The sequence below is a fragment of the Phreatobacter cathodiphilus genome, assembly GCF_003008515.1.
In the GTDB taxonomy this organism is placed as follows: domain Bacteria; phylum Pseudomonadota; class Alphaproteobacteria; order Rhizobiales; family Phreatobacteraceae; genus Phreatobacter; species Phreatobacter cathodiphilus.
The window spans coordinates 3269984-3293944 of record NZ_CP027668.1 but is presented as its reverse complement, the minus strand read 5'-3'; the positions used below and the strand labels follow the sequence as shown (position 1 = coordinate 3293944).

The following is a 23961-nucleotide window of genomic DNA, read 5'->3' as shown; positions in this document are numbered from 1 at the left end:
GGCAGCCGCAAGCCGCGGGAGGAACCCATGCATCGTCGTCTTTTCATGAAGAGCAGCGCCGCCGCAGCACTGGCTGCAGGCTTGCCGGCCGCGCCGGCCTTGGCACAGGAGCCTGCCGACTTCCACATCGCGGCAGTCCTCGCCTTCTCCGGCGCCTACGGCATCATCGGTAAGGATATGCGCCAGGGCGTCGAGATCGCCGTGGCCGAGCGCCAGGGCCGGGTTCTGGGCAAGCCGATCCGCATCTCGTGGGAGGACGACGAGACGCGCCCTCAGCCCGCCGTCCAAAAGGCCACACGCCTGCTGGCGAACGGCGCGCAGATGATCTTCGGCGCAGTCGGTTCTGCCTCGACGCTCGCCCTCCAGAGCCTCGCTGACCAGCGCAAGGTGCCGCTGCTGGTCACGATTTCCGCGGACGACAAGATCACGCGCGTCGGCGGCTCCCGCTACACCTTCCGCACGTCGAACACGCTCGGCATGGAAATCCGCATGTGCGTGGAGTTTGCAAAAGCCCGCGGCCTCAAGAAGATCTACGGCGTGACAGCCGACTACCAAGCGACACGCGACGGCTGGGATCTCTTCCAGGCAGAGGCGAAGAAGGTCGGCATCGGCATCGTCGGCAACGACTATGCGCCCCTCGGTAACCGCGACTTCTCCGTCATCGTCGACAAGATGGCCAAGTCCGATGCCGACGGCATCGCGGTCATGATCACCGGCAATGACGCGGTCACCTTCCTCAAGCAGTCCGGTCAGGTCGGCCTGGGCAAGACCAAGGCCCAGTTTGGCCCCGTGCTCCAGGACGAGACTCTGGCAGCTGCGGTTGGTCCGGCCTCCGTCGGCGTCTTCTCGGGCGTGCGCTATCACTTTAGCGTCGACAACCCGGCCAATAAGAAATTCGTCGAGGCCTATCGCGCCAAGTACAACGAGTGGCCCTCCAGCTTCGCCGGCGAGGCCTATGACGGCATGAGCTGGTGGCTGGACGTGGTCGACGCCACCAAGAGCTGGGATCGGGAGAAATGGGTGGAAGCCTTCCGCACCAGCACCCGTGAGAACTCCGTCGAGGGCCGCAAGGTGATGCGCGCCTGTGACCAGCAGGCGGCGCAGGTCGGCCTGTGGGGCGAGGTGGTCGAGGGCCAGGCGCCCCTGCCACCCTTGACCATGAAGATCACCAACACCTTCGACGCGGCGAACCTCTTCGAGGCCTGCTGATGAGCTGGAGGCGGGTCGCCGGATCCGCCTCCTCGCCCCTTCCCTTCTGAAAGACGGGTGACACAGCCGTGTCCACGATCGTCATCGGCCTCAGTCTGAGCTTCCTCCTTTTCCTGCTGGCGGCAGGACTGACGCTCATTTTCGGCATGCTCGGGGTGATCAATTTCGCCCACGGCGCGCTCTACATGCTGGGCGCCTATGTGTGCTTTCAGATCGTCAACTGGACCGGTTCGTTCTGGATCGGTCTCCTGTTGGCGCCCATTGTCGTCGCGGCGCTCGGCGCGGCGATGGAGATGTCGGCGCTCAAGCCCGTCTATGAGCGGGACCACATCTACCAGCTGCTGCTGACCTTCGGCTTCATCCTCGTCATCGAGGAAGCCGTGAAGATCGTCTGGGGGCTCGACTACAAGCAGGTCCCGACACCAGATCTCTTCTCCCAGCCGGTCGCGCTGTTCGGCAGTCAGATCCCTTCCTACCGCCTTTTCATCATCGGCTTCGGCGCGACCGTCTCGCTGGCGCTTTTCCTGCTCCTGGAGCGCAGCCGCCTCGGCATGGTGATCCGCGCCGCCAGTTCCGACGCCGACATGGCGCAGACGCTCGGCATCGACGTTGCGAAAGTGCGCACGGCGGTGTTTGCCCTGGGAGCGGGCTTGGCCGCGCTCGGCGGCGTCGTCGCCGCGCCGCTGGTGCCGATCGAACTCGGCATGGGGTTCAGCGTCATCATCGACTGCTTCGTCGTGGTCATCATCGGCGGGCTCGGCAATATCCGCGGCGCCATTCTCGCAGCGCTCCTGCTCGGGATGGCAAGGGCCGCAGGATTCACCTACGCCCCCGAATGGGTCGAGCTCATCACCTTCGTCCTGCTGATCGCGACGCTGCTGACGCGCCCGGCCGGCTTCTTCAGCCGCAAGGGCCGCGCGGCATGACGACGTCCCATCTCGGCAGGCTGGCGATGGCTGCCATCATCGCTGCAATGATCCTCGTGCCCGTGATCCAGGCGAGCGAGGAGAGCCTCAACCTCGTCAGTCTCATCCTGATCTGGGCCCTGTTCGCCATCGGCTTCGATCTCATCTTCGGCATGGCGGGCATGCTGTCCTTCGGCCACGCGGCCCTTTTCGGTTCCGGCGGCTATGCTCTGACCCTGCTGGTCACCAAGGCCGGCGTCGGCTTCCTGCCCGCCCTAGGCGCGGCGGGCATCGTCGGGGCTATTATGGCTTTCGGCCTGAGCATCTTCGCGCTCCGCGTGTCCGGACTGTTCTTCTCGCTGCTGACGCTCGCCCTCGCCCAGCTCGTCTACATCCTGGCGAGCACCAAACTGCGGAACTATACCGGCGGCCTGGACGGCATCCCGGGCGTTCCCCGGCCGGAGCTGTTCGGCATCGATTTCTACAACAATCGCAACTTCTACTACTTCCTGATCGTGGTCTTCATCGTCGGCCTCGCGGTTATGGCGCTCCTGCGCGCCTCGCCGTTCGGCAAGGCCCTCAAAGCCGTGCAGGCGAACGACGTGCGCGCGGCCCAGATCGGCTACAACGTGCAGCGCCTTCGACAGTGCGGTTTCATGGTCTCCGGCTTCTATGCCGGCGTCAGCGGCGCTTTGCTCGCCTCGCTCATGTTCTACATCAGCCCGCAGATGCTGCACTGGACGACCTCCGGCGACGTTCTCATCATGACCGTGCTCGGCGGCAAGGGAACGCTGCTCGGCCCGATTCTCGGCGTCGCCGTCTTCGAGGTGCTCAAGGAGAAGCTGAGCCAGTACACCCAGCACTGGTACGGCATTCTCGGGCTGATCTTCATTCTCTGCACCATCTTCCTGCCGAACGGACTCGCAGGCCTGTTTGCCCGCAAGGCCGCCGGCCGTCCGGGGGATGCGCCATGAGCGAGGTTCGGGACGGGGCCTCAGCCGGTGGCCTGCGCTGCGAGAACATCCAGGTTGCTTTCGGCGGGCTGAAGGCCGTGGCCGGCGTCAGCTACGACTTCAAGCCCGGGCACCTCTACGGGCTGATCGGGCCGAACGGAGCCGGCAAGACCACGCTTATGAACGCCCTCTCCGGCCATGCGACTTTGTCGGGCGGGAGGGTCTTCCTCGACAACCGCGACATCACGCGGCTGTCGGTCCATGCACGGACGCGCGCCGGCCTCGGACGAAGCTTCCAGATCACGAAGATCTTCTCGGGAATGAGCGTTCTGGAAAACCTGCAGCTGGGGGCCTTCGCCAACCGCTATCGCGTGCAGCCATTCTGGATGCCATCGAGCCGCTTCCGGGACGTTCGCGAGGATGCCGAGAAGGTGCTCGAGCGAGTCGGCCTGACGAAGCTCGCCCACACCTCCGCCGACTATCTGTCGCATGGTGACCAGCGCGCGCTGGAGGTCGGCCTCACGCTGCTCAGCGACCCGCGGGTGCTTCTGCTCGATGAACCGCTTGCCGGTGTCGGCCATGAACGGCTCGACCAGGCCATCGATCTCATCCGCCGCATCGTCGCGGGACGGACCGTCCTCCTGATCGAGCACAACATGGACGTCGTGATGCAGGTCTCGCACGAGATCGTCGTGATGGTTCAGGGCCAGCTCCTCGCTTCGGGTTCCCCCGACGACGTGCGCGCCAATCCCGCGGTCCGTGCAGCCTATCTGGGAGAGGGCGAATGACCGCTTTCGCCCTTGAGAACTGCGACGTCTTCTATGGCAAGGCGCAGGCGCTCCACCACGTCTCCATCGACGTGGGCCGCGCAGAGGTCGTCTCCCTCATCGGCCGGAACGGCGCCGGAAAGAGCACCCTTCTGAAGGCCGCCATCGGTCTCAATGCTGTGCGCTCCGGCCGACGCCTGTTCGACGACCGCGACGTGACAGCGCTCAAGCCCCACGAGCTCGGACGCCTCGGCATCGCCTTCGTCCCCGAGAACCGGAGGATCTTTCCCAACCTGACGGTCGAGGAGAACTTGCGGATCGCGACCGTCATGGGCCGCACCGGCCCGTGGACGCTGGAGCGCATCTTCGGCCTGTTCCCCCGCCTCGAGGAGCGCGCAAGCCAGGGCGGAGATACACTCTCCGGTGGCGAGCAGCAGATGCTGGCCCTCGGCCGCGGTCTCCTGACCAATCCCGAGGTCCTGCTCCTCGACGAGCCGACCGAGGGCCTCGCGCCGCTGATCGTCGACCAGCTCGTCGAGGCCATCCGGGTGATCAACGCCGAAGGCATTGCGATCCTGCTGGTCGAGCAGAACCTGAAGGTTCCCCTCAAGCTGGCGCGGCGCCAGTTCGTCATCGACAACGGCCGGGTCGTCTGGTCCGGCACCACAGCCGAACTGCAGGCAGACCGGGCCCGCATCGAAACTCTCATCAGCGTCTAGGATCGGGCCATGGCCGACGTCTACATCATCGGGATCGGGATGACGCGCTTCGGGCGCTATCTGGACTCCCGGCTCGAGGCTATCGCGCGCCCGGCGGTCGAGGAGGCACTGAGCGATGCACGGATCGGGCGCGGTGACGTCCAGGCCGCCTTCTTCGCCAACACGGCGCAGGGCGTTGTCGAAGGCCAGCATCTCGTGCGCGGACAGCTCGTGCTGAGGGCCTTGGGCTTCGAGCACATTCCGGTCATGAACATCGAGAACGCCTGCGCCAGCGCATCGACGGCGCTCAACGCCGCCTTCGCCTTCATTGCCTCCGGCCAGGGCGATATCGCGCTGGCGCTGGGCGCTGAGAAGATGAACGCCGCCGATCGCGCCAAATCCTTCGCCATCTTCGACGGCGCCTGGGACGTCCACGACGTGGACGCCAGCGTGAGCCGCCTCGCGGCGCTCGGCAAGGATCTTCCCCTGCCGGCGGGCGCGGGCCAGAACAGCGGCAAGCGCAGTGTCTTCATGGACGTCTATGCGGCGCTCGCGCGCTACCATATGCACCGGTTCGGCACGACGCAGCGCGACATTGCCGAGGTGTCCGCCAAGAACCACCGCCATTCCGCTCTAAATCCGAAGGCGCAGTATCAGGACGCGATGACCGCCGACGACGTGCTGGCGGCGCGCGAGGTGTCCTGGCCTCTGACGCTGCCGATGTGCGCGCCGATCAGCGATGGCGCCGCCGCAGCCATCGTCTGTTCCGCGGCCAAGGCGCGCGAGCTCGGCGCCACGCGCGCCATCCGCATCGCCGCTTCGGTCATCGGCTCGGGCTCGGACCGCGAGGCAGACGACCTCGATCATCACCTGTGCCGCCTGGCCGCCAACAGGGCTTACGAGAGTGCCGGTGTCGGGCCGGCCGACATGTCGGTGGCGGAAGTCCATGACGCCAGCGCCTTCGCTGAGCTGCACCAGGCCGAGTTGCTCGGCTTCTCGGACATCGGTGACGGGGCCCGCCTCGTCAGGAACGGTGACACGGCACTCGGCGGGCGGATTCCGATCAATACGTCGGGCGGGCTGGAATCCCGCGGTCACCCCATCGGCGCGACCGGGCTTGCCCAGGTGTACGAGCTGGTCATGCAGCTCCGCGGCGAGGCCGGTCCGCGCCAGGTCGACGGTGCCCGCCACGCCATCGCCGAAAACGGCGGCGGCTTCCATCGCTACGAGGAAGCCACCGCCTGCATCACCATCCTCGAGCGTTGAGAGGAAGCCCATGCGTCTGATCGACTTCTTCGACCGCGGCGTGGCCCTGGACCCGACGCGTACCTGCCTGAAGGATGCGACCGTCTCCCGCAGCTATGGCGACGTTCAGCGGCGCAGCTACCGCATCGCCAACGCGCTGGCGGCGGCGGGCTTCGCGCCCGGCCAGAAGGCGGCGGTCTACAGCCCAAACGGAGCGGTCGCCTTCGAATGCATCCTCGGCATCGTCCGGGGTGCACAGGTCTGGGTGCCGATCAACGCCCGCAACACGGCCGGTGAAAACGCCTATATCCTCGACAATTGCGACGTCGAGGTCCTGTTCTACCACAGCGAATTCGAGGCCAACGTCGAGGTCTTCCGCAAGGACTGCCCGAAGATCCGCTCCTACGTCTGCATCGACCGGGCGGGCGCCGACGCGCCGTTCCTGGAGGACTGGATCGCCGAGGCTCCGGAAACCGATCCGGACATTCCCGAGGACCGGGACGCGACCATCTCCATCGTCTCGTCCGGAGGCACGACCGGACGGCCCAAGGGCGTCGTCTGGACCCATCTCGTCTGGGAGACGATGATCGCCAACTTCTTCACCGCCATGCCGGTCGGCAAGCCGCCGGTGCACCTGGTGGTGGCGCCCATGACCCATGCGGCAGGGATCGTCGGCATCATCCTTATGGCGGCGGGGGCCACGCAGGTGATCCTGCCGGGCTTCGACGCGGGCAAGGTGGTGACCGCCATCGAGACCGAGCGGGTCACCCATCTCTTCCTGCCGCCCACCGCCATCTATGTCCTGCTGGCCCACCCGGGCCTGAAGGACCATGACTTCTCCTCGCTGGACCATTTCATCTACGCCGCCGCGCCGATGTCGGTCGACAAGCTGAAGGAATGCCTGGACGTCTTCGGCCCGGTCATGACCCAGTCCTTCGGCCAGGCGGAGGCACCGATGCTCTGCACCTTCCTGTCTCCAGAGGACCATCTCGTCATCGGCGACCCGCAGAAGGAAAAGCGCCTGGCGAGCTGCGGGCGCCCCACCTTCATGACCCCGGTCGCCATCATGGACGATGACGGCAAGCTCATGCCGGCGGGCGAGCGTGGTGAGATCGTCGTGCGCGGCAATCTCGTCATGCCGGGCTACTACAAAAACCCGGATGCGACGAGGGAGGTCTCCGCTTTCGGCTGGCACCACACCGGCGACATCGGCTTCAGCGACGAAGACGGCTTCGTCTACATCGTCGACCGGAAGAAGGACATGATCATCTCGGGCGGCTTCAACGTCTATCCGAGCGAGATCGAGCAGGTCATCTGGGGCCATCCGGCCGTCCAGGATTGCGCCGTGATCGGCGTTCCCGACGACAAGTGGGGGGAGGCGGTCAAGGCCGTGATCGAGCTGAAGCCCGGAGCGAACATCACGGCCGACGAGATCATCGCGCTGTGCAAGACCAGGCTGGGCAGCGTCAAGGCTCCGAAGTCGGTCGAGTTCTGGGACAGCCTGCCGCGCAGCCCCGTGGGCAAGGTGCGCAAGAAGGACATTCGCGAGACCTTCTGGAAGGGGCGCGAGCGGGCCATCTAGAGCACCGCCGCGAACGGGAGACACCGATGAACATCGCCATGGTTCTCGCCAATGCAGCCAGGGCCTTCGCCGATCGCCCGGCGCTTTGCCGCGGCCGCGAAACGGTCCACAGCTACGGCGCCTTTCTCGCACGCAGCGCCTCGCTCGGCACGGCGCTCCGCCGCCGAGGTCTCAAGTCCGGGGCGAGGATCGGCGTGTTCCTGTCCAACCGTACAGAATATTTCGAGATCCTGTTCGGTGCCTGGTTCGCGGGACTGACGGTGGCGCCGATCAACGCCAAGCTGCATGCGAAGGAGCTCGCCTATATCCTCGACAATTGCGCTGCATCAGTGCTGTTCACCGACATTGAGGGGGGACTGTCGCAGCCGGGCGATGTGGTGGATGTCGACGGCGACGCCTATGCCACCATGGTCTCGACGCCACCCGACACGCTGCAGCCCGCCACCGCCGTCCCCGACGACATCGCCTGGCTTTTCTACACCAGCGGCACCACCGGATATCCAAAGGGCGCGATGCTGACCCATCGCAATCTCTACGCCATGACGCTGAGCTTCCTCGCGGACATCGGCCCGGTCGAGGAGACGGATGCCTCGCTGTACCCGGCGCCGCTCTCGCATGGCGCCGGCCTCCTGTCGCTGGCGCATATCGTGCGCGGCGCGGCCAATGTGGTGCCGGAGAGCGGCGGCTTTTCGCCCGATGAAATCGTCGACCTGATCAACCACTATCCCGGCTCCTCCTTCTTCGCCGCGCCCACCATGGTCAACCGGCTCGTCACGTCGCCGGCCATGGAAGACACGAAGGTGGAGAACCTCGACCACATCTTCTACGGCGGTGCGCCGATGTACCTCGAGGACCTGAAACGCGCGCTCGGCCTGCTTGGGCCCCGGCTCTGGCAGGCCTATGGCCAGGGGGAAGCGCCGTGCACCATCAGCTATCTGCCGCCGCACATGCATCTCGACACCGGTGACGGACGGCTCGACGCGCGGCTCTCGTCCGTCGGCATCCCGCGGACGGGTGTCGCCGTGCGCGTGGTCGATGCCGAGGGGCGTGACCTTGCCCCTGGCGAGGCCGGCGAGGTCATCGTCGCCGGCGACGTGGTCATGGCCGGCTACTGGAATAATGCCTCGGCAACGGCATCAGCGCTGCGCGACGGCTGGCTCTGGACCGGGGACGTCGGCACCTTTGATGCCCACGGCTTCCTGTCGCTCAAGGACCGCTCCAAGGACGTGATCATCTCGGGCGGCTCGAACATCTACCCGCGCGAGGTGGAGGAGGTTCTGCTTCGCCACCCTGCCATCACCGAGGTCAGCGTCATAGGCCGGCGTCATGCCGACTGGGGCGAGGAGGTGGTGGCCTTCGTTTCAGCCACCGATCCGGTGACGGCTGAGGAACTCGACGCCTTCTGCATCGACAACATGGCGCGGTTCAAGCGTCCCAAGATCTACCGGTTCCTGCCGAGCCTGCCGAAGAGCAACTACGGCAAGATCCTGAAGACCGAGCTGCGGGCCCTTCTCGCCAGTGAAACGGCTGCCTGAGCACAGCGCCGACAGAAAACAGGAGCGCGATATGACGACCATCGTTGCCGGCGTCGGCATGATCCCCTTCGCGAAGCCGGGCGCCTCCGCGCCCTATGACACCATGGGCGAGGAGGCGGTGAGGCTGGCGCTGAAGGATGCCGGCCTCGGCTACGAGGCGATCGAGCAGGCCTATGCCGGCTACGTCTACGGCGACTCCACCGCGGGCCAGAAGGTGCTCTACCGGGTAGGGATGACGGGCATCCCGATCGTCAACGTCAACAACAACTGTTCGACCGGCTCCACGGCGCTCTATCTCGCCCGCCAGGCCATCGAGAGCGGCGCGGCAGACTGCGTGCTGGCCGTGGGCTTCGAGCAGATGCGGCCCGGCGCGCTCGGCTCCATCTTCGAGGACCGCCCCTCCCCCTTTGAGGAGTTCGACAAGGTCACCGACGACCTGGTGGGACGCGAGGAGATCCCGCTGGCGATCCGCTACTTCTGCGGCGCCGGCAAGGAGCACATGGATCGCTACGGCACGCGCATGGAGACCTTCGCCAAGGTGCGTGCCAAGGCGAGCCGCCACGCTGCCAGGAATCCGCTGGCCCTGTTCCGCAAGGAGTTGACCGAAGGCGACGTGATGCAGGCCCCGGTCATCTGGGAGGGCGTCATGACCCGCTCCATGGCCTGCCCGCCGACCTGCGGCGCCGCCGCCGCCGTGCTGGTCTCGGAGAGCTTCGCCAGGAGGCACGGCATCGACACGACGGTGCGCATCCGGGCGCAGGCCATGACCACCGATCGGCCGAGCACGTTCGAGGCCTGTGACATGATGCGCGTGGTCGGCTTCGACATGGCGAAAGAGGCGGCACAGAAAGCCTATGCGGCGGCTGGGATCGGGCCGGAAGACATCAAGGTGGTCGAGCTGCACGACTGCTTCGCCCAGAACGAGCTGATCAGCTACGAGGCGCTGGGCCTGTGCGGCGAAGGAGAAGCGGAGAAGTTCGTCGTCGACGGCGACAACACCTATGGCGGCCGCTACGTCACGAATCCGTCTGGAGGCCTGCTCTCCAAAGGCCATCCGCTCGGTGCGACCGGCCTTGCCCAGTGCTACGAACTGACCCACCAGCTGCGCGGCACCGCCGATGCGCGACAGGTGGAGGGGGCAACCCTCGCCCTCCAGCACAATCTCGGCCTCGGCGGCGCCGCCGTCGTCACCATCTATGAAAAGGCCTAAGGAGATGGCGGCGATGGGAGAACGCCTGAAGGGCAAGATCGCCTTCGTCATGGGGGCGGGCTGCATCGGCGAGGGTTGGGGCAACGGCAAGGCGACGGCCGTGCTGTTCGCGCGCGAGGGCGCGACCGTCATCTGCGTCGACCGCGACCTGGCCTCGGCCGGGCGGACCGCCGCGATCATCGCCGAGGAAGGGGGCAAGGCCGCAGCCCTGCGGGCGGACATCACCTCGGCGGCCGACATCGATTCGGCAGTGAGCGACGTCATCGCCCGTCACGGTCGAATCGACATTCTCCAGAATAACGTGGGCATCGCCGAGCCCGGCGGCCCGGAGGCGATCGACGAAGCCAGCTGGGACCGGGTGATGGATGTGAACCTCAAAGGGTTCTTCCTCACCTGCAAGCGTGTATTGCCCGAGATGGTGCGGCAGGGTGGAGGGGCCATCGTGAACGTCTCGTCGGTCGCCTCGATCACCACCATCGCGGTGCCGATGATTTCGTACTATTCATCCAAGGCCGCTGTGAATCATTTCACCCGCGCTGTCGCAGTCGAGTACGCGCCGAAGGGCATCCGCTGCAATGCGGTGCTGCCGGGGCTCATGAATACGCCGATGATCGTCGAGCCGTACAGACACGTCTATGCATCGGTCGACGACATGATCGCCAAGCGTGATGCCATGGTGCCCATGGGCAAGATGGGAACGGCCTGGGACGTGGCTCACGCATCGCTTTTCCTGGCGTCAGACGAGGCGAAATATGTCTCCGGGGTCCTTTTGCCCGTGGATGGGGCGCTGACCTGTCAAACCCGATGAAGGACGCGGCAATCGCACAAGTGATCGGGTCGCATCGGAGGTGACAACGGCCCCGATCGCCGGCTCGGCCGATTGAAACGGAATGCCTGCATAAGATCCCGGAGCCAATGTCTGCTTTGCGGGCGCGAAGCTGACGACACCAATCCGCGACGCGGATTCAGGTCGTCATCTCAGCCGTGGCTATTCGGTGGCTATTTGACGCAATCGATCCTGGCACCGGCGTGTGTCGCAAGGAAAAATCGCCAGATCTTTGAAGGGGTAATTTGGCGCACCCGGCACGATTCGAACGTGCGACCTTTGCCTTCGGAGGGCAACGCTCTATCCAGCTGAGCTACGGGTGCATGCCGCGCGGCGCGCAGGACGTGTTTAGCGGATCGTCCGGCGCGCCGCAATCGCTTGATCGAGGGTGCTGGCGCGCTGGTGGGCCGGCCGAGACCGCCCCGGTTCAGCCATCCTGCCGCCGACCGCACTGCCCGTCCCTTGCAGCCGGAGGTCCCCCGCCGGCCGCGCTGCGCCCCTCAAACCGGATGCGACCGTCGGCAGGACCCGCACGTTCCTGCCGCCTCGGCGGTGACGCCGTCCGGTACGGCCCCCATTGTCGGGGGCCGGGCGCCCCGATAGAAGCGCGGGGTGGGGCAGGAAGACCCGCGACCGGGCGGGCTGAGGGGGCATGGCATGAAGCTTGTGGCGAAAGCGGCCCTGGCGGCGGCGCTGGCCGGGCTCGCGCTCGGCGGGACGGCGGAGCCGGCGCTCGCGGCGGCGGGGCTCGACGGGCGCGGCATGAGCCTCGCCTGGTGCCTGCCCTTTGCGGGTCTGCTCCTGTGCATCGCCACGGGCCCGGTCTTCTATCCTCACGTCTGGGAGCACCATTACGGCAAGATCGCCGCCTTCTGGGCGGCGCTGGTGGTGGTGCCGCTCCTCGCCGCCGTGCCGGCCGATCAGGTTCTGGGGGCGCTCACCTTCACCATGCTGGCGGAGTACCTGCCCTTCATCATCCTGATCTTCTCGCTCTACACCATTGCCGGCGGCATCCTCGTCACCGGCAACATCCACGGCGCGCCGGCGACCAACACCGCCATCCTCGCCATCGGCGCGGTGCTGGCGAGCTTCGTCGGCACCACCGGCGCCTCGATGATCATGATCCGGCCGATCATTCGCGCCAACGACGACCGGGTGCACAACGTGCACGTCGTGGTCTTCTTCATCTTCATCGTGTCGAACTGCGGCGGGGCACTGACCCCGCTCGGCGACCCGCCGCTCTTCGTCGGCTTCCTCAAGGGCGTCGACTTCTTCTGGACGACGCGGGCGCTGTTCATGGAGACGCTGATCGTTGTCGGCGCCCTTCTCGCCATCTTCTACGTCCTCGATGCCCGCCTCTATGCGAAGGAGGGCCGGGTGAAGCCGGACCCGACGCCGGATTCTCGCGTCGGGGTGAAGGGGCTCGCCATGCTCGGGCTGATCGCGGTGGTCGTCGCAGCCATCCTGCTGCGCGGCTACTGGAAGCCGGGGGTCTCGTTCAAACTCGCGGGCGTCGACTTCCCGCTGCAGGACATCGTCTCCAACGCCGTCATGCTCGCAGGCGGCCTCGCCTCGCTGAAGCTCGCCAACCCGATCTTCCGCGAGCAGAACGGTTTCTCCTGGGGGCCGGTGAAGGAGGTGGCCAAGCTCTTCGCCGGCATCTTCATCTGCATCATCCCGGTCATCGCCATCCTGGCGGCCGGACGCAACGGCGCCCTGGCGCCGCTGGTGGCCCTCGTCTCCAATCCCGACGGCAGCCCCAACAACGTCATGTATTTCTGGCTGACTGGCGCGCTCTCGTCCTTCCTCGACAATGCGCCGACCTATCTCGTCTTCTTCGAGCTCGCCGGCGGCGACCCGAAGGTGCTGATGGGGCCGCTCGCCACAACGCTCGCGGCCATCTCCACCGGGGCGGTGTATATGGGTGCCAACAGCTATATCGGGAATGCGCCCAACTTCATGGTCTATGCCATCGCCAAGGACATGGGCGTGAAGATGCCCTCCTTCTTCGGCTATATGGCCTGGTCGGTGGCGATCCTCATTCCCATCTTCATCCTCGTCACGCTGCTGTTCTTCATCCGCGGGGCGCCGCTCGCCGGCTGGTAGCGGCAGCCGCCGCATCGTCCGGAGATCCCGATCGCCATGATCCGCCTTCCGCTGCGCATCGCCGGTTTCCTCGTGATCGCCGCCGGCTTCGTGGCGCTGGTCATCGACGGCACGCGGTCGATCGCCGGGCAGAGGCTGATCGCCACCGACGTGTCGGAGGTCTGGCGCTCCGTCCATGCGGCGAGCCTCACACAGATCGAGGCCTGGCTGCGGGGCGCGGCGCCGGACTGGGTCTGGGACCCGGTCGCACTGGTGCTGCTCGGGCTGCCGGCCGCGGCGGTCGGCCTGGCGCTCGGCGCGCTGATGATGTGGCTCGGCCGCAGCCGCGAACCGCAGATCGGCGTCATCGGGCGGCGGTAGGACGCGGGCAGCCGTCACGCAGGCGTGTTGTGGATCGGCTGCAGAGGTCCCATGTTGGCCTCGCATGGTCCGCCGGGTAACGTCGGCCGGGCGGACTGCGAATGAGGGGCATCGAGGAGGTTTCCATGTTCGGATTCAGAAAGAAGCTCTCACTGCCCACCGCCGCCGAGGCCCTGCCCGGCCGCGCTACCCCGCTGCCGACGGCCGAGCGGCATTTCGTCAACGGCCGGCCGTTGAAGGGGCCCTATCCCGAGGGGATGGAGACGCTGGTCGTCGGCCTCGGCTGTTTCTGGGGCGCCGAGCGCAAGTTCTGGCAACTGCCCGGCGTCTTCGTGACGGCGGTCGGCTATGCCGGCGGCGTGACGCCCAACCCGACCTACGAGGAGGTCTGCTCCGGCCTCACCGGCCACAACGAGGTGGTGCTGGTCGTCTATGACCCGGCGCAGGTCTCCACCGAGCAGGTGCTGGCCACCTTCTGGGAGAGCCACGACCCGACCCAGGGCATGCGCCAGGGCAATGACGTGGGCACCCAGTACCGGTCGGGCATCTACACCTCGACCGAGGCGCAGCGCGCCGCGGCGGAGGCGTCCAAGGCGGCCTATGGCCGGGCGCTCGCGGCGAAGGGCTACGGCCCGATCACCACGGAGATCGTGCCGGTGCCGGCCTTCTATTTCGCCGAGGACTACCACCAGCAGTATCTGGCGAAGAACCCGCACGGCTATTGCGGGCTCGGCGGCACCGGCGTCTCCTGCCCGATCGGCACGGGGGTCGCGGCGTGAGGCCGGTCGCGGAGGCCCATGATCTGGCACTGGCGGCGGGGGCCCATGCCCGCGCCGCCGGACGCCTGCTCGCCTCCGAGAAGGATCAGGTGGCGGCGGTGCATCTCGCCCGCCGCCACATCAAGAGGGCTCGCAGCCTGCTGAGGGCGCTCCGGCCGCTGGCTCGCCCGGCGGTGGAGCGGGAGAACGGTTTCCTGCGCGCCTTCGCCCATACGCTGGCGCCGCTGCGCGACGCCCATGCGCTGGAGGAGGCGGCCCGCAGCGTCGGCGCCCGCGGCCACGGGAGCGCGCGCGGCGATCGGGTCGATCTCGCGGCCCTCGGCCAGGCGCTGCAGAAACAGGCGCGGGTGATCGGCCGGCTGGCCCCGAAAGACGCGCCCCGGCACTATCTCGCCAAGGCGGTGGCGCGGGCCTACGGCAAGGCGCGCAGGGCGTTCCGCGCCTACGAGCTGGAGCCAGGCGAGGAGCCGCTGCACGAGGCGCGCAAGCGCATCAAGGACTGCCTGCATCTCGTCGAGGCGCTGGACGAGGTCCGCCCGCGCGGCGCCCGGCCCAAGGCGGGCAAGCTCGACCGGCTGGGCGAGTTGATGGGCGCCATCCGCGACCTCGACCTGCTGGCGCGCCGGCTGGACGGCAGCGAGGGGGGGCGCGCCAAGCGGGCCCGTATCCAGGCCCGACATACCCGGCTGGAGCGCGAAGTGGCGCGCACCGGCGAGAAGACTTTCGCCGCCAAGCCCGCCGCGGTGGAGAAGAGCTGGCGCAAGGCGGGGCCATGACCTTTTTCGCCTGGCGGCCCATGACGGCGGCTGACCTGCCGGCGGTCGCCGCCATAGCGTCTGAGGTGCACCCCGACTTTCCCGAGGACGACGCGGTCTTCGCCGAGAGGCAGCGGCTGTTTCCGGCGGGGTGCCGGGTGCTGGCCGGGGCGGGGGGGCTCGCCGCCTATGTGGTCAGCCATCCGTGGGAGGCGGGGTCCTGCCCTCCGCTCAACACGCTTCTCGGGGCGCTGCCGCAGCCGGCCTCCACCTGGTACATCCACGACATCGCGCTCCTCCCCGCCACCCGTGGAACAGGAGCTGCGGGCGAGATCGTCGACACCCTGAAGGTTGAGGCGCTCGGTGCCGGGCTGCAAGAGTTGAGCCTGGTGGCAGTCAACGGTTCGGCCGGCTTCTGGCGGCGCATGGGCTTCGTCGAAACCGGCGGCGCGGGCGTCGCGTCCAAGCTCGCGAGCTACGGCTCCGGCGCCCGCTACATGATCTGCCGCCCCGGCTGAAGAATGCTGCGGCGCATCATCCCTTCCGCCACGGTGACATTGGCCGCATAATCTGCATCATGCCGCCTCCTCCGGAGCCTGCCGCGGCAGGTCCCGTCCCCGCAGGCCAGGGACCGCGTGCCGATGAGTTCCTTCCAGCTCTCCGACCTCGAGGCGATCGTCGCGCGGCGTGCCGAAGCGCCGCCCGCCGAGAGCTACACGGCCGCCTCGCTCGCCAAGGGGCCCTCCCACTGCGCCCGCAAATTCGGCGAGGAGGCGATCGAGGCGATCATCGCCGCGACCGAGGGCGACCATGGCGGGCTGGTGGCGGAGAGCGCCGACGTGCTCTTCCACCTCATGGTCGTATGGAAGGCGCGCGGCATCACTCTCGACGAGGTAATGGCCGAGCTCGCCCGCCGCACGTCCCAGTCGGGCCATGCCGAAAAGGCGTCGCGTCCGAAGACCTCCTGAATGAACGAGCGCCCGATGCCCGCAAGCCTCGCCGCCGCCGCCCTGGTCGAACCCCCCAACGGCAATCCCTCGCCCTACCGCGTCTTTTCGCGGGCCGAATGGGCCGAAAAGCGCGCCGACACGCCGATGACGCTGATGCCGGAGGAGGTGACCAAGCTGCGCTCCTTCACCGACCAGCTCTCCATCGAGGAGGTCGAGGCGATCTATCTGCCGATCTCGCGCCTGCTGTCGTTCTATGTCGCGGCGCAGCAGAAGCTCTCGCGCGCCTCGCAGTCCTTCCTCGGCGCGCGCGACGTGAAGATTCCCTTCGTCATCGGCGTCGCCGGCTCGGTGGCGGTCGGGAAGTCGACGACCTCGCGCGTCCTCCAGGCGCTGCTGTCGCGCTGGTCCAACACGCCGAAGGTCGACCTCGTCACCACCGACGGCTTCCTCTTCCCCAACGCCCATCTCGAGCGCGAGGGGCTGATGAAGAAGAAGGGGTTTCCGGAGAGCTACGACACCAAGGCGCTGCTGCGCTTCCTCGCGGCCGTGAAGGCCGGCGAGCGGCACGTCAGGGCGCCGGTCTATTCGCACCTCGTCTACGACGTGGTGCCGGGCGGCACGGTGGAGGTCGACCGTCCGGACATCCTCATCGTCGAGGGGCTGAACGTGCTGCAGACCGGCCGCGCCCCGCGCGAGGGCAAGGCCATTCCCTTCGTCTCGGACTATTTCGACTTCTCCATCTTCATCGACGCGGAGGAGGAGGTGCTGGAGCGCTGGTATCTCGACCGCTTCATGCGGCTGCGCGAGACGGCCTTCCGCGACCCGCAGAGCTATTTCCGCCGCTATGCCGAGAAGTCGGATTTCGAGGCGATGAAGACGGCGCTGGCGCTGTGGTACGGCATCAACCTCGTCAATCTGCGCGACAACATCCTGCCGACCCGCCACCGCGCCAAGCTGATCCTGAAGAAGGCGGACGACCACAAGATCGAGAGCGTCAGCCTCAGGCGGGTGTGAGCGGAGAGCGGTTCGGCCTTCAGCGCTGTGCTGTCGGTTGTCCCTCCCGAACCTCCGCCCGTCATGCCCGACCTCGTGCCGGGTATCCACGGCATCTGACCCTGGCGTCCGCGGTATATCGCTGCAGATCACAAGTGCGTCCTTCGAGGCTCGCCCTGGACGATGCTGCGCATCGGCAGGGGCTCGCACCTCAGGATGAGGAGGGTGGTGCGTGGCAGAACCTAGGCCGACACGGGATTCGGGCAGGCGCCCGTCATGCCGATCACCACCCTCCTCATCCTGAGGTGCGAGCGACAGCGAGCCTCGAAGGACGCACTGGCCTGCTGCAGGGCGTTTCGACTGCCGACTCCACCCCATTCCCCCTCCGGACGAGATGACAGCCCGGCCTGCCTCCGCTAGCTCTCCTCGCCAGCTCATCGCCCAACGAGGACCGTCCATGGCCAGCTACGAGACCATCATCGTCGAGACCCGCGGCAAGGTCGGGCTGATCACGCTCAACCGCCCCAAGGCCCTGAACGCGCTGAACAGCCAGCTCGTCGGTGAGGTCAATGCGGTCCTCGACGGCTTCGACAAGGACCCGGCCATCGGCTGCGTCGTCATCACCGGCTCGGAGAAGGCCTTCGCGGCCGGCGCGGACATCCTGGAGATGAAAGACAAGACCTATCCCGAGAGCTACCTCGAGGACTTCATCACCGCCTGGGACCGCGTCGCCCAGCGCCGCAAGCCGATCATCGCGGCGGTGGCGGGTTTCGCCCTCGGCGGCGGCTGCGAGCTCGCCATGATGTGCGACTTCATTCTCGCCGCGGACACGGCGAAGTTCGGCCAGCCGGAGATCAAACTGGGCGTCATGCCGGGCGCCGGCGGCACGCAGCGGCTCACCCGCTTCGTCGGCAAGTCCAAGGCGATGGAGATGTGCCTCACCGGCCGGATGATGGATGCGGCGGAAGCCGAACGTGTCGGCCTCGTCTCGCGGGTGGTGCCGGCGGCAGACCTCGTCGAGGAGGCGGTGAAGGTCGCCTCCCAGATTGCCGACATGTCCATGCCGACCGTCATGATGACCAAGGAATCGGTGAACCGCTCCTACGAGACGACCCTCGCCGAGGGCATCCGCTTCGAGCGGCGGGTGTTCCACGCCATGTTCGCCATGGCCGACCAGAAGGAAGGCATGGCCGCCTTCGCCGAGAAGCGGAAACCGGGTTTCAAGAACCGCTAAAACGGCATGGCTGCCGTCCATTCGGGGGGCGCGCAGGTGCCCTGCGACCGGGCGGGGTGCAAATCCCCGCCCGATGAGCGCCAATCAGGGCTCGGAACGAGGTCGTCCCCGGAGGTCCTGATCATGCCGGTATCGCTGGCCGACATCGCGACGGCACATGCCAGTCGCTACCTGCAGCAGCTCTGCAAGCACTGGAGCCACAAGTTCGCCGTCACCTTCGACGAGCGCTCGGGAACGGTGCCCTTCAGCGAGGAGGCGGCGCTGACCCTCTCCGCCAACGGCGACGTGCTCAGCCTCAAACTCGACGCCTCGGCCGACAGGTTGCCGACGCTGGAGGAGGTGGTGGCCGAGCATCTCAAGCGCTTCGCCTTCCGCGAGGAACTGCACATCGACTGGCAGCCGGTGGGCTAGAGCTTTCCGGACCCGAGGCTCTCGCGGCGGCGCAGCAATCTGTGGCAGCATGGCTGTGGCCGGGTGCGTGACCCGGACGAGGAGGCCTCCCCCATGACCTTCGTCACCGACATGCTGGCGACCGTCTCGCGCCGCAGCCGGGAGCTGATCGGCTGGAAACCGGCGGAGCTGCAGCCGCGCCGGGCGGCCGACGTTGTGGCGCTGGCGCGGGCCTTGCTGTCCCGCCGCGGTGAGGCGTCGGGCACGGCGCTGGCCCGCGATATCCTCGACGGCTACGCCACGCTCGATGCCGAGCAGCGCGTCGCGGTGCTCAGGGATTTCGCCGAGGTCTTCGGCGCCGACCGGGCGAAGCTCGAGGCGGCGATCACCGCCTATCAGGCCGATCCCACCCCGGCCGCCGCCGCCAGTCTCCACGCCGCCGCCGAGCCGCGCCGGCAGGAGCTCATCCGCCGGCTGAACCTGGCGCCGCGCGGCACCGCCGCGCTGGTGCGGATGCGCGATGACCTTCTTGCGGCCCTTCCCGCCCATGCCGATCTGAAGGTGCTGGACGACGATCTCGTCCACCTCTTCTCCTCCTGGTTCAATCGGGGGTTCCTGGTCGTGAAGCGCATCGACTGGTCGACGCCGGCCAACATCCTGGAAAAGATCATCCGCTACGAGGCGGTGCACGAGATCCGCGACTGGGACGACCTGCGCCGGCGCCTCGAGCCGGAGGACCGGCGCTGCTACGCCTTCTTCCATCCGCGCCTGGACGACGAACCGCTGATCTTCGTCGAGGTGGCGCTGACCGCCGAGATTCCCGCCGCCATCGGCCCGCTGATCGCCGAGGGCGGCACCCCGCTCGCCGCCGACGACGCCCGCGTCGCGGTCTTCTATTCCATCTCCAACTGCCAGACGGGCCTCGCCGGCATCTCCTTCGGCTCGCTGCTGATCAAGCAGGTGGTGGAGGAACTGAAGCGCGAACTGCCGAAGCTGACGACCTTCGTGACCCTGTCGCCGGTGCCGGGCTTCGCCAAATGGCTGGCCAAGGAACGCAGGACCGAGACCGGGTTCCTGCTGGAGGAGGAGCGCGATCTGCTGAACGCCCTCGACGAGCCGGACTGGCGGGCCGACCGGGCGCGGGTGACGAAGGTCGACCGGCTGCTGGCGCGCTGCGCGGCGCGCTATTTCCTCACCGCCAAGACCACCGGCAACCGGCCGCTCGACCCTGTGGCCCGGTTCCACCTCGGCAACGGCGCCAGGCTGGAGCGCATCAATGCCGGCGCCGACCTGTCGGAGGCGGGCCTTGCCCAGTCGCACGGGGTGATGGTCAACTATCTCTACGATCTCGGCCGCATCGAGGAGAACCACGAGGCCTATGCCGAGCGCCGGGAGATCGTGGCGAGCCCGCCCGTCCGCAAGCTGGCGGAGGCCCGGGCCTGACCTGTTACAGGGTTACCTGTCTCACCGACCTGTGTCTTGGTCGCCGCACCGGCCCTTCCTAGGCTCGCCGCAGATGCCGTCTCAACAAGGCATCGCGTCCCGGGAGGACACCATGACACCGACCCTGAAATTCGCCCTCGCCGGGGCCTGCCTCTCCGTCGTGATGGCGGGCCCCGCCGCGGCCCAGCAGGCCCCGATGGGCTTCTTCATCACCTCGGCGCCGCTCGACGGCGGCAATCTCGGCGGTCTCGCCGGGGCGGACCGGCACTGCCAGGCGCTCGCCGCCGCGGCGGGCGCCGGAAACCGCACCTGGCGGGCCTATCTGTCGACGCAAGGCGCCGGCGCGGTGAACGCCCGCGACCGGATCGGTTCCGGCCCCTGGGCCAACGCCCGCGGCGTGGTGATCGCGGCCTCCGTCGCCGAACTGCACGGCACCAACAACCTCACCAAGCAGACGGCGCTGACGGAGAAGGGCGAGGTGGTCAACGGGCGCGGCGACACGCCGAACCAGCACGACATCCTCACCGGCAGCCAGGCCGACGGCACCGCCTTCTCGGGCGAGGCCGACCGCACCTGCGGCAACTGGACGAAGAATGGCGAGGGCTCCGCCATGGTCGGCCATCACGACCGCATGGGGTTGAACACCGAGCCGCCGGCCCTGTCGTGGAACTCCTCGCACGGCTCGCGGGGCTGCGGGATGGAGGCCCTCCGCGCCACGGGCGGCAACGGCCGGTTCTACTGCTTCGCCGCGAACTGAGCGGGGGCCGTCCCGTCACGAGGGGGTGAGCGCTGCAACCGAAGCGGGGCCGGCGGTGTTACCCGCTGCAGTGACCGCAGCAGGAGCCCCCGCATGACCCTCGTCCCCTCACGCCGCGCCGTGCCGGCTCTTCTCGCCGGTGTGGCGGCCGGCCTCGTGCTGCCGGCTGCACCCGCGCTCGCCCAGGGCCTGCCGACGCGCGACGTCGCCTTCGGGCCGGATCCGCGCCAGCGGCTCGACATCTACCTGCCGCGCGGCGGCGCCTCGCGGCGTCCCGTGGTCTTCTTCATCTATGGCGGCTCCTGGTCGAGCGGGGCCAAGAGCACCTACGGCTTCGTCGGCGAGGCCTTCGCCGGGCGCGGCTACGTCACGGTCATCGCCGACTATCGCCTCGTCCCGGAGGTGCGGTTTCCGACCTTCATCGAGGACGGCGCGCGGGCGCTCGCCTTCGTGCGCGGCAGCATCGCCCGCTATGGCGGCGACCCCGGCCGCCTCTTCCTCGCCGGTCATTCGGCGGGGGCCTACAACGCCATGATGCTGGCGCTCGATCCGCGCTATCTCGCCCGCGCCGGCGTGCCGCGGCAGGCGGTGAGGGCTGCGGCAGGCCTGTCCGGCCCCTACGACTTCCTGCCGCTGGAGGGGCGGGTTACGCAGGCCGCCTTCGGCAATGTCCGCAATCCCGCCGAGACCCAGCCCATCAGCTTCGCCCGCCGGGGCGCGCCGCGCATCTTCCTCGGCACGGGCACGGCCGACACCACCGTCCTGCCGCGCAACACGGATGCTCTCGCGGCCCGACTTGGCACAGCCGGGGTGCCGGTCACGGTGCGCAAATACGAGGGCGTCGGTCATGCCGGCACGGTACTGGCGCTGGCGCCGCTGCTGCGCTGGTCGTCGTCGGTTCTCGACGACGTGACGGCATTCTTCGGGGCGTGAGGCGAAACGAGAAAGGGCGGCCCGAGGGCCGCCCTTTCCGATTCCTGAAGCCGTAGTGCCGTGAATCACTCCGCGGCGTCGCCCTCTTCGGCGGCGGCTTCCTTCTGCTTCTTCTCGAGGTCCTCGCCGGTCGCCTGGTCGACGACCTTCATGGACAGGCGGGTCTTGCCGCGATCGTCGAAGCCGAGCAGCTTCACCTTCACCTTGTCGCCCTCCTTGACCACGTCGGTGACCTTGCCGACGCGGTTGTTGGCGAGCTGCGAGATGTGGACAAGGCCGTCGCGCGAACCGAAGAAGTTCACGAAGGCGCCGAAGTCGACGACCTTCACCACGGTGCCCTCGTAGATCATGCCGAGCTCGGGCTCCTGCGTGATCGACTTGATCCAGTTTACGGCGGCGCGGATCTGCTCGCCGTTGGCCGAGGCCACCTTCACGGTGCCGTCGTCCTCGATGTTCACCTTGGCGCCGGTCTTCTCGACGATCTCGCGGATGACCTTGCCGCCGGTGCCGATCACTTCACGGATCTTGTCGGTGGGGATCTTGAAGCTCTCGATGCGCGGGGCGTGCTCGCCGAGCTCGGCGCGGGCCGAGGTGAGGGCCTTGGCCATCTCGCCGAGGATGTGCTCGCGACCGCCCTTGGCCTGGCCGAGGGCGACCTTCATGATCTCCTCGGTGATGCCGGCGATCTTGATGTCCATCTGCAGCGAGGTGATGCCCTCGGCGGTGCCGGCGACCTTGAAGTCCATGTCGCCGAGATGGTCCTCGTCGCCGAGGATGTCGGAGAGCACCGCGTAGCGCTCGCCCTCGAGGATCAGGCCCATGGCGATGCCCGCCACCGGACGCTTGATCGGCACGCCCGCATCCATCAGCGCCAGCGAGGCGCCGCAGACGGTGGCCATGGAGGAGGAGCCGTTCGACTCGGTGATCTCCGAGACGACGCGGATCGTGTAGGGGAACTCGTGGCGCTCGGGGAGCATCGGATGGACGGCGCGCCAGGCGAGCTTGCCGTGACCGACTTCGCGGCGGCCCGGGCGGCCCATGCGGCCGGCTTCACCCACCGAGAAGGGGGGGAAGTTGTAGTGCAGGAGGAAGTTCTCCTTGTAGGTGCCGGTCAGCGAGTCGATGAACTGCTCGTCCTCGGCGGTGCCGAGCGTGGTGACGACCATCGCCTGGGTCTCGCCGCGGGTGAACAGCGCCGAGCCGTGGGTGCGCGGCAGGATGCCGACCTCGGAGACGATCGGGCGCACCGTGACGAGGTCACGGCCGTCGATACGGCTGCCGGTGTCGAGGATGTTCCAGCGGACGACCTTGGCCTCGAGCTCCTTGAAGACGCCGGCCACGACCTGCTTGTCGTGCTTGCCCTCGCCCTCGCCGGCGAAAGCCTCGATCGCCTTCTTCTTCACCTCGCCGACGGCGCTGTAGCGGGCCGTCTTCTCGCGGATGGAATAGGCGGCGCGCAGGTCCTTCTCGACGAGGTCGAGCATGGCCTTCTCCAGCGCGGAGTGGTCCGGCGGGGTGAAGTCGCGCGGCTCCTTCGCGGCCTTGTCGGCCAGCGAGATGATGGCGTTGATGATCGGCTGGAAGTACTTGTGGCCGAACATGACGGCGCCGAGCATGATCTCCTCGGAGAGCTCCTGGGCCTCCGACTCGACCATCAGAACGGCGTCGGCGGTGCCGGCGACGACGAGGTCGAGCTTCGACTCCTTCATGTCGTCGACATAGGGGTTCAGCACGTATTCGCCGTCGATGTAGCCGACGCGGGCGGCGCCCACCGGGCCCATGAAGGGCACGCCCGACAGGGTCAGGGCGGCGGAGGCGGCGACCATGGCCAGCACGTCGGGATCGTTCTCCATGTCGTGGGAGAGCGTGGTGATGATGACCTGCGTCTCGTTCTTGTAGCCCTCGACGAAGAGGGGGCGGATCGGGCGGTCGATGAGGCGGGAGATCAGCGTCTCGCGCTCGGTCGGCTGGCCCTCGCGCTTGAAGTAGCCGCCGGGGATGCGGCCCGCGGCGAAATACTTCTCCTGGTAGTTGACGGTCAGCGGGAAGAAGTCGATGCCGGCCTTCGGCTCGTAGTTGGAGACGACGGTGGCGAGCACGGTGGTGTCGCCGTAGGTGGCGAGCACGGCGCCATGGGCCTGGCGGGCGACCTTGCCGGTCTCGAGCACGAGCTTGCGACCACCCCAGGTGATCTCCTCGCGATGGGTTTCGAACATCATACTTTCCTTTCTCGGACGGATCGGACGGCAGACGGCCATGCGCAAGACGGCGAGAGGCTCGATCTCAGGATCTAGCGATCCCGAGCCCCTTGCGATCCTGCCATGGCGGTCG

23 protein-coding genes and 1 tRNA gene are annotated in these 23961 nt (G+C 67.6%); 22 read left to right on the top strand and 2 right to left on the bottom strand.

Annotation, left to right across the window (positions count from 1 at the left end; genetic code table 11):
* The first annotated feature begins 27 nt into the window (after positions 1-27).
* The 10 genes from C6569_RS15810 to C6569_RS15765 all read left to right on the top strand — a co-directional run bounded on the left by C6569_RS15810 (position 28) and on the right by C6569_RS15765 (position 10912).
* Positions 28-1209, top strand: coding sequence for an ABC transporter substrate-binding protein (locus C6569_RS15810; protein ID WP_106749739.1), 1182 nt, complete (start codon positions 28-30; stop codon positions 1207-1209).
* Between the two features lie 68 nt (positions 1210-1277).
* Complete coding sequence (locus C6569_RS15805) at positions 1278-2135, top strand: branched-chain amino acid ABC transporter permease (protein ID WP_106749738.1); 858 nt, start codon at positions 1278-1280, stop codon at positions 2133-2135.
* The gene (locus C6569_RS15800; RefSeq protein WP_106749737.1) at positions 2132-3088 is read left to right on the top strand and encodes a branched-chain amino acid ABC transporter permease; all 957 of its coding nucleotides are present in this window, start codon (positions 2132-2134) and stop codon (positions 3086-3088) included. The genes C6569_RS15805 and C6569_RS15800 overlap by 4 nt, the downstream gene beginning before the upstream one ends.
* Entirely contained in the window at positions 3085-3855 is a 771-nt protein-coding gene (locus tag C6569_RS15795; protein WP_106749736.1) for an ABC transporter ATP-binding protein, read from the top strand. The genes C6569_RS15800 and C6569_RS15795 overlap by 4 nt, the downstream gene beginning before the upstream one ends.
* Positions 3852-4553, top strand: coding sequence for an ABC transporter ATP-binding protein (locus C6569_RS15790; RefSeq protein ID WP_106749735.1), 702 nt, complete (start codon positions 3852-3854; stop codon positions 4551-4553). The genes C6569_RS15795 and C6569_RS15790 overlap by 4 nt, the downstream gene beginning before the upstream one ends.
* Before the next feature lie 9 nt (positions 4554-4562).
* Positions 4563-5798, top strand: a complete 1236-nt coding sequence (locus C6569_RS15785) for a thiolase family protein (protein WP_106749734.1) — start codon at positions 4563-4565, stop codon at positions 5796-5798.
* A 10-nt stretch (positions 5799-5808) separates the two neighbouring features.
* The gene (locus C6569_RS15780) at positions 5809-7359 is read left to right on the top strand and encodes an AMP-binding protein (RefSeq protein WP_106749733.1); all 1551 of its coding nucleotides are present in this window, start codon (positions 5809-5811) and stop codon (positions 7357-7359) included.
* A 26-nt stretch (positions 7360-7385) separates the two neighbouring features.
* Positions 7386-8894, top strand: coding sequence for a class I adenylate-forming enzyme family protein (locus tag C6569_RS15775; RefSeq protein ID WP_106749732.1), 1509 nt, complete (start codon positions 7386-7388; stop codon positions 8892-8894).
* A 31-nt stretch (positions 8895-8925) separates the two neighbouring features.
* On the top strand, positions 8926-10104 hold the full coding sequence (locus tag C6569_RS15770) for a lipid-transfer protein (protein ID WP_106749731.1): 1179 nt from the start codon (positions 8926-8928) through the stop codon (positions 10102-10104).
* Between the two features lie 13 nt (positions 10105-10117).
* On the top strand, positions 10118-10912 hold the full coding sequence (locus C6569_RS15765) for an SDR family NAD(P)-dependent oxidoreductase (RefSeq protein WP_106749730.1): 795 nt from the start codon (positions 10118-10120) through the stop codon (positions 10910-10912).
* Between the two features lie 264 nt (positions 10913-11176).
* Here the strand turns inward: C6569_RS15765 and C6569_RS15760 are convergent.
* A tRNA-Arg gene (locus tag C6569_RS15760) sits at positions 11177-11253 on the bottom strand.
* 334 nt (positions 11254-11587) lie between these two features.
* On the opposite strand from C6569_RS15760, the gene C6569_RS15755 reads away from it, so the two are divergent.
* The 12 genes from C6569_RS15755 (at position 11588) to C6569_RS15700 (ending at position 21630) form a co-directional block, all read left to right on the top strand.
* Entirely contained in the window at positions 11588-13036 is a 1449-nt protein-coding gene (locus tag C6569_RS15755) for a sodium:proton antiporter (RefSeq protein WP_106749729.1), read from the top strand.
* 36 nt (positions 13037-13072) lie between these two features.
* Positions 13073-13396 carry a PetM family of cytochrome b6f complex subunit 7 gene (locus tag C6569_RS15750; protein WP_106749728.1) on the top strand — a complete coding sequence of 108 codons (324 nt, stop codon included), beginning with the start codon at positions 13073-13075 and terminating at the stop codon, positions 13394-13396.
* Positions 13397-13521: 125 nt separating this feature from the next.
* The gene (msrA, locus tag C6569_RS15745; RefSeq protein ID WP_106751090.1) at positions 13522-14175 is read left to right on the top strand and encodes a peptide-methionine (S)-S-oxide reductase MsrA; all 654 of its coding nucleotides are present in this window, start codon (positions 13522-13524) and stop codon (positions 14173-14175) included.
* On the top strand, positions 14172-14951 hold the full coding sequence (locus C6569_RS15740; RefSeq protein ID WP_181313780.1) for a CHAD domain-containing protein: 780 nt from the start codon (positions 14172-14174) through the stop codon (positions 14949-14951). The genes msrA and C6569_RS15740 overlap by 4 nt, the downstream gene beginning before the upstream one ends.
* Positions 14948-15448, top strand: coding sequence for a GNAT family N-acetyltransferase (locus tag C6569_RS15735; RefSeq protein ID WP_106749726.1), 501 nt, complete (start codon positions 14948-14950; stop codon positions 15446-15448). The genes C6569_RS15740 and C6569_RS15735 overlap by 4 nt, the downstream gene beginning before the upstream one ends.
* Before the next feature lie 123 nt (positions 15449-15571).
* A complete protein-coding gene (locus C6569_RS15730) occupies positions 15572-15898 on the top strand; it encodes a phosphoribosyl-ATP diphosphatase (RefSeq protein WP_106749725.1) in 327 nt (108 codons plus the stop codon).
* A 15-nt stretch (positions 15899-15913) separates the two neighbouring features.
* On the top strand, positions 15914-16894 hold the full coding sequence (gene coaA, locus C6569_RS15725) for a type I pantothenate kinase (protein ID WP_245898352.1): 981 nt from the start codon (positions 15914-15916) through the stop codon (positions 16892-16894).
* Between the two features lie 436 nt (positions 16895-17330).
* Positions 17331-18107 (top strand): enoyl-CoA hydratase, encoded by a 777-nt coding sequence (locus tag C6569_RS15720; RefSeq protein ID WP_106749723.1) that lies wholly within the window; start codon positions 17331-17333, stop codon positions 18105-18107.
* A 123-nt stretch (positions 18108-18230) separates the two neighbouring features.
* Positions 18231-18518 (top strand): DUF2218 domain-containing protein, encoded by a 288-nt coding sequence (locus C6569_RS15715; protein ID WP_106749722.1) that lies wholly within the window; start codon positions 18231-18233, stop codon positions 18516-18518.
* Between the two features lie 93 nt (positions 18519-18611).
* Positions 18612-19940: a malonyl-CoA decarboxylase gene (locus tag C6569_RS15710; protein WP_106749721.1), complete on the top strand. Its 1329-nt coding sequence runs from the start codon at positions 18612-18614 to the stop codon at positions 19938-19940.
* 112 nt (positions 19941-20052) lie between these two features.
* Complete coding sequence (locus C6569_RS15705; RefSeq protein WP_106749720.1) at positions 20053-20697, top strand: hypothetical protein; 645 nt, start codon at positions 20053-20055, stop codon at positions 20695-20697.
* A gap of 93 nt (positions 20698-20790) precedes the next feature.
* Complete coding sequence (locus C6569_RS15700; RefSeq protein WP_106749719.1) at positions 20791-21630, top strand: alpha/beta hydrolase; 840 nt, start codon at positions 20791-20793, stop codon at positions 21628-21630.
* Positions 21631-21695: 65 nt separating this feature from the next.
* Here the strand turns inward: C6569_RS15700 and pnp are convergent, their stop codons facing one another.
* Positions 21696-23846 carry a polyribonucleotide nucleotidyltransferase gene (gene pnp, locus C6569_RS15695; RefSeq protein WP_106749718.1) on the bottom strand — a complete coding sequence of 717 codons (2151 nt, stop codon included), beginning with the start codon at positions 23844-23846 and terminating at the stop codon, positions 21696-21698.
* Between the last annotated feature and the right edge of the window lie 115 nt (positions 23847-23961).

Excerpts from the sequence above, each read along its gene's own strand:
- C6569_RS15810 (WP_106749739.1), top strand. The coding sequence starts at position 28 with ATGCATCGTCGTCTTTTCATGAAGAGCAGCGCCGCCGCAGCACTGGCT.
- C6569_RS15800 (WP_106749737.1), top strand. The coding sequence starts at position 2,132 with ATGACGACGTCCCATCTCGGCAGGCTGGCGATGGCTGCCATCATCGCT.
- C6569_RS15795 (WP_106749736.1), top strand. The coding sequence starts at position 3,085 with ATGAGCGAGGTTCGGGACGGGGCCTCAGCCGGTGGCCTGCGCTGCGAG.
- C6569_RS15790 (WP_106749735.1), top strand. The coding sequence starts at position 3,852 with ATGACCGCTTTCGCCCTTGAGAACTGCGACGTCTTCTATGGCAAGGCG.
- C6569_RS15785 (WP_106749734.1), top strand. The coding sequence starts at position 4,563 with ATGGCCGACGTCTACATCATCGGGATCGGGATGACGCGCTTCGGGCGC.
- C6569_RS15780 (WP_106749733.1), top strand. The coding sequence starts at position 5,809 with ATGCGTCTGATCGACTTCTTCGACCGCGGCGTGGCCCTGGACCCGACG.
- C6569_RS15775 (WP_106749732.1), top strand. The coding sequence starts at position 7,386 with ATGAACATCGCCATGGTTCTCGCCAATGCAGCCAGGGCCTTCGCCGAT.
- C6569_RS15770 (WP_106749731.1), top strand. The coding sequence starts at position 8,926 with ATGACGACCATCGTTGCCGGCGTCGGCATGATCCCCTTCGCGAAGCCG.
- C6569_RS15765 (WP_106749730.1), top strand. The coding sequence starts at position 10,118 with ATGGGAGAACGCCTGAAGGGCAAGATCGCCTTCGTCATGGGGGCGGGC.
- C6569_RS15755 (WP_106749729.1), top strand. The coding sequence starts at position 11,588 with ATGAAGCTTGTGGCGAAAGCGGCCCTGGCGGCGGCGCTGGCCGGGCTC.
- C6569_RS15750 (WP_106749728.1), top strand. The coding sequence starts at position 13,073 with ATGATCCGCCTTCCGCTGCGCATCGCCGGTTTCCTCGTGATCGCCGCC.
- msrA (WP_106751090.1), top strand. The coding sequence starts at position 13,522 with ATGTTCGGATTCAGAAAGAAGCTCTCACTGCCCACCGCCGCCGAGGCC.
- C6569_RS15735 (WP_106749726.1), top strand. The coding sequence starts at position 14,948 with ATGACCTTTTTCGCCTGGCGGCCCATGACGGCGGCTGACCTGCCGGCG.
- C6569_RS15730 (WP_106749725.1), top strand. The coding sequence starts at position 15,572 with ATGAGTTCCTTCCAGCTCTCCGACCTCGAGGCGATCGTCGCGCGGCGT.
- coaA (WP_245898352.1), top strand. The coding sequence starts at position 15,914 with ATGCCCGCAAGCCTCGCCGCCGCCGCCCTGGTCGAACCCCCCAACGGC.
- C6569_RS15720 (WP_106749723.1), top strand. The coding sequence starts at position 17,331 with ATGGCCAGCTACGAGACCATCATCGTCGAGACCCGCGGCAAGGTCGGG.
- C6569_RS15715 (WP_106749722.1), top strand. The coding sequence starts at position 18,231 with ATGCCGGTATCGCTGGCCGACATCGCGACGGCACATGCCAGTCGCTAC.
- C6569_RS15710 (WP_106749721.1), top strand. The coding sequence starts at position 18,612 with ATGACCTTCGTCACCGACATGCTGGCGACCGTCTCGCGCCGCAGCCGG.
- C6569_RS15705 (WP_106749720.1), top strand. The coding sequence starts at position 20,053 with ATGACACCGACCCTGAAATTCGCCCTCGCCGGGGCCTGCCTCTCCGTC.
- C6569_RS15700 (WP_106749719.1), top strand. The coding sequence starts at position 20,791 with ATGACCCTCGTCCCCTCACGCCGCGCCGTGCCGGCTCTTCTCGCCGGT.
- pnp (WP_106749718.1), bottom strand. The coding sequence starts at position 23,846 with ATGTTCGAAACCCATCGCGAGGAGATCACCTGGGGTGGTCGCAAGCTC.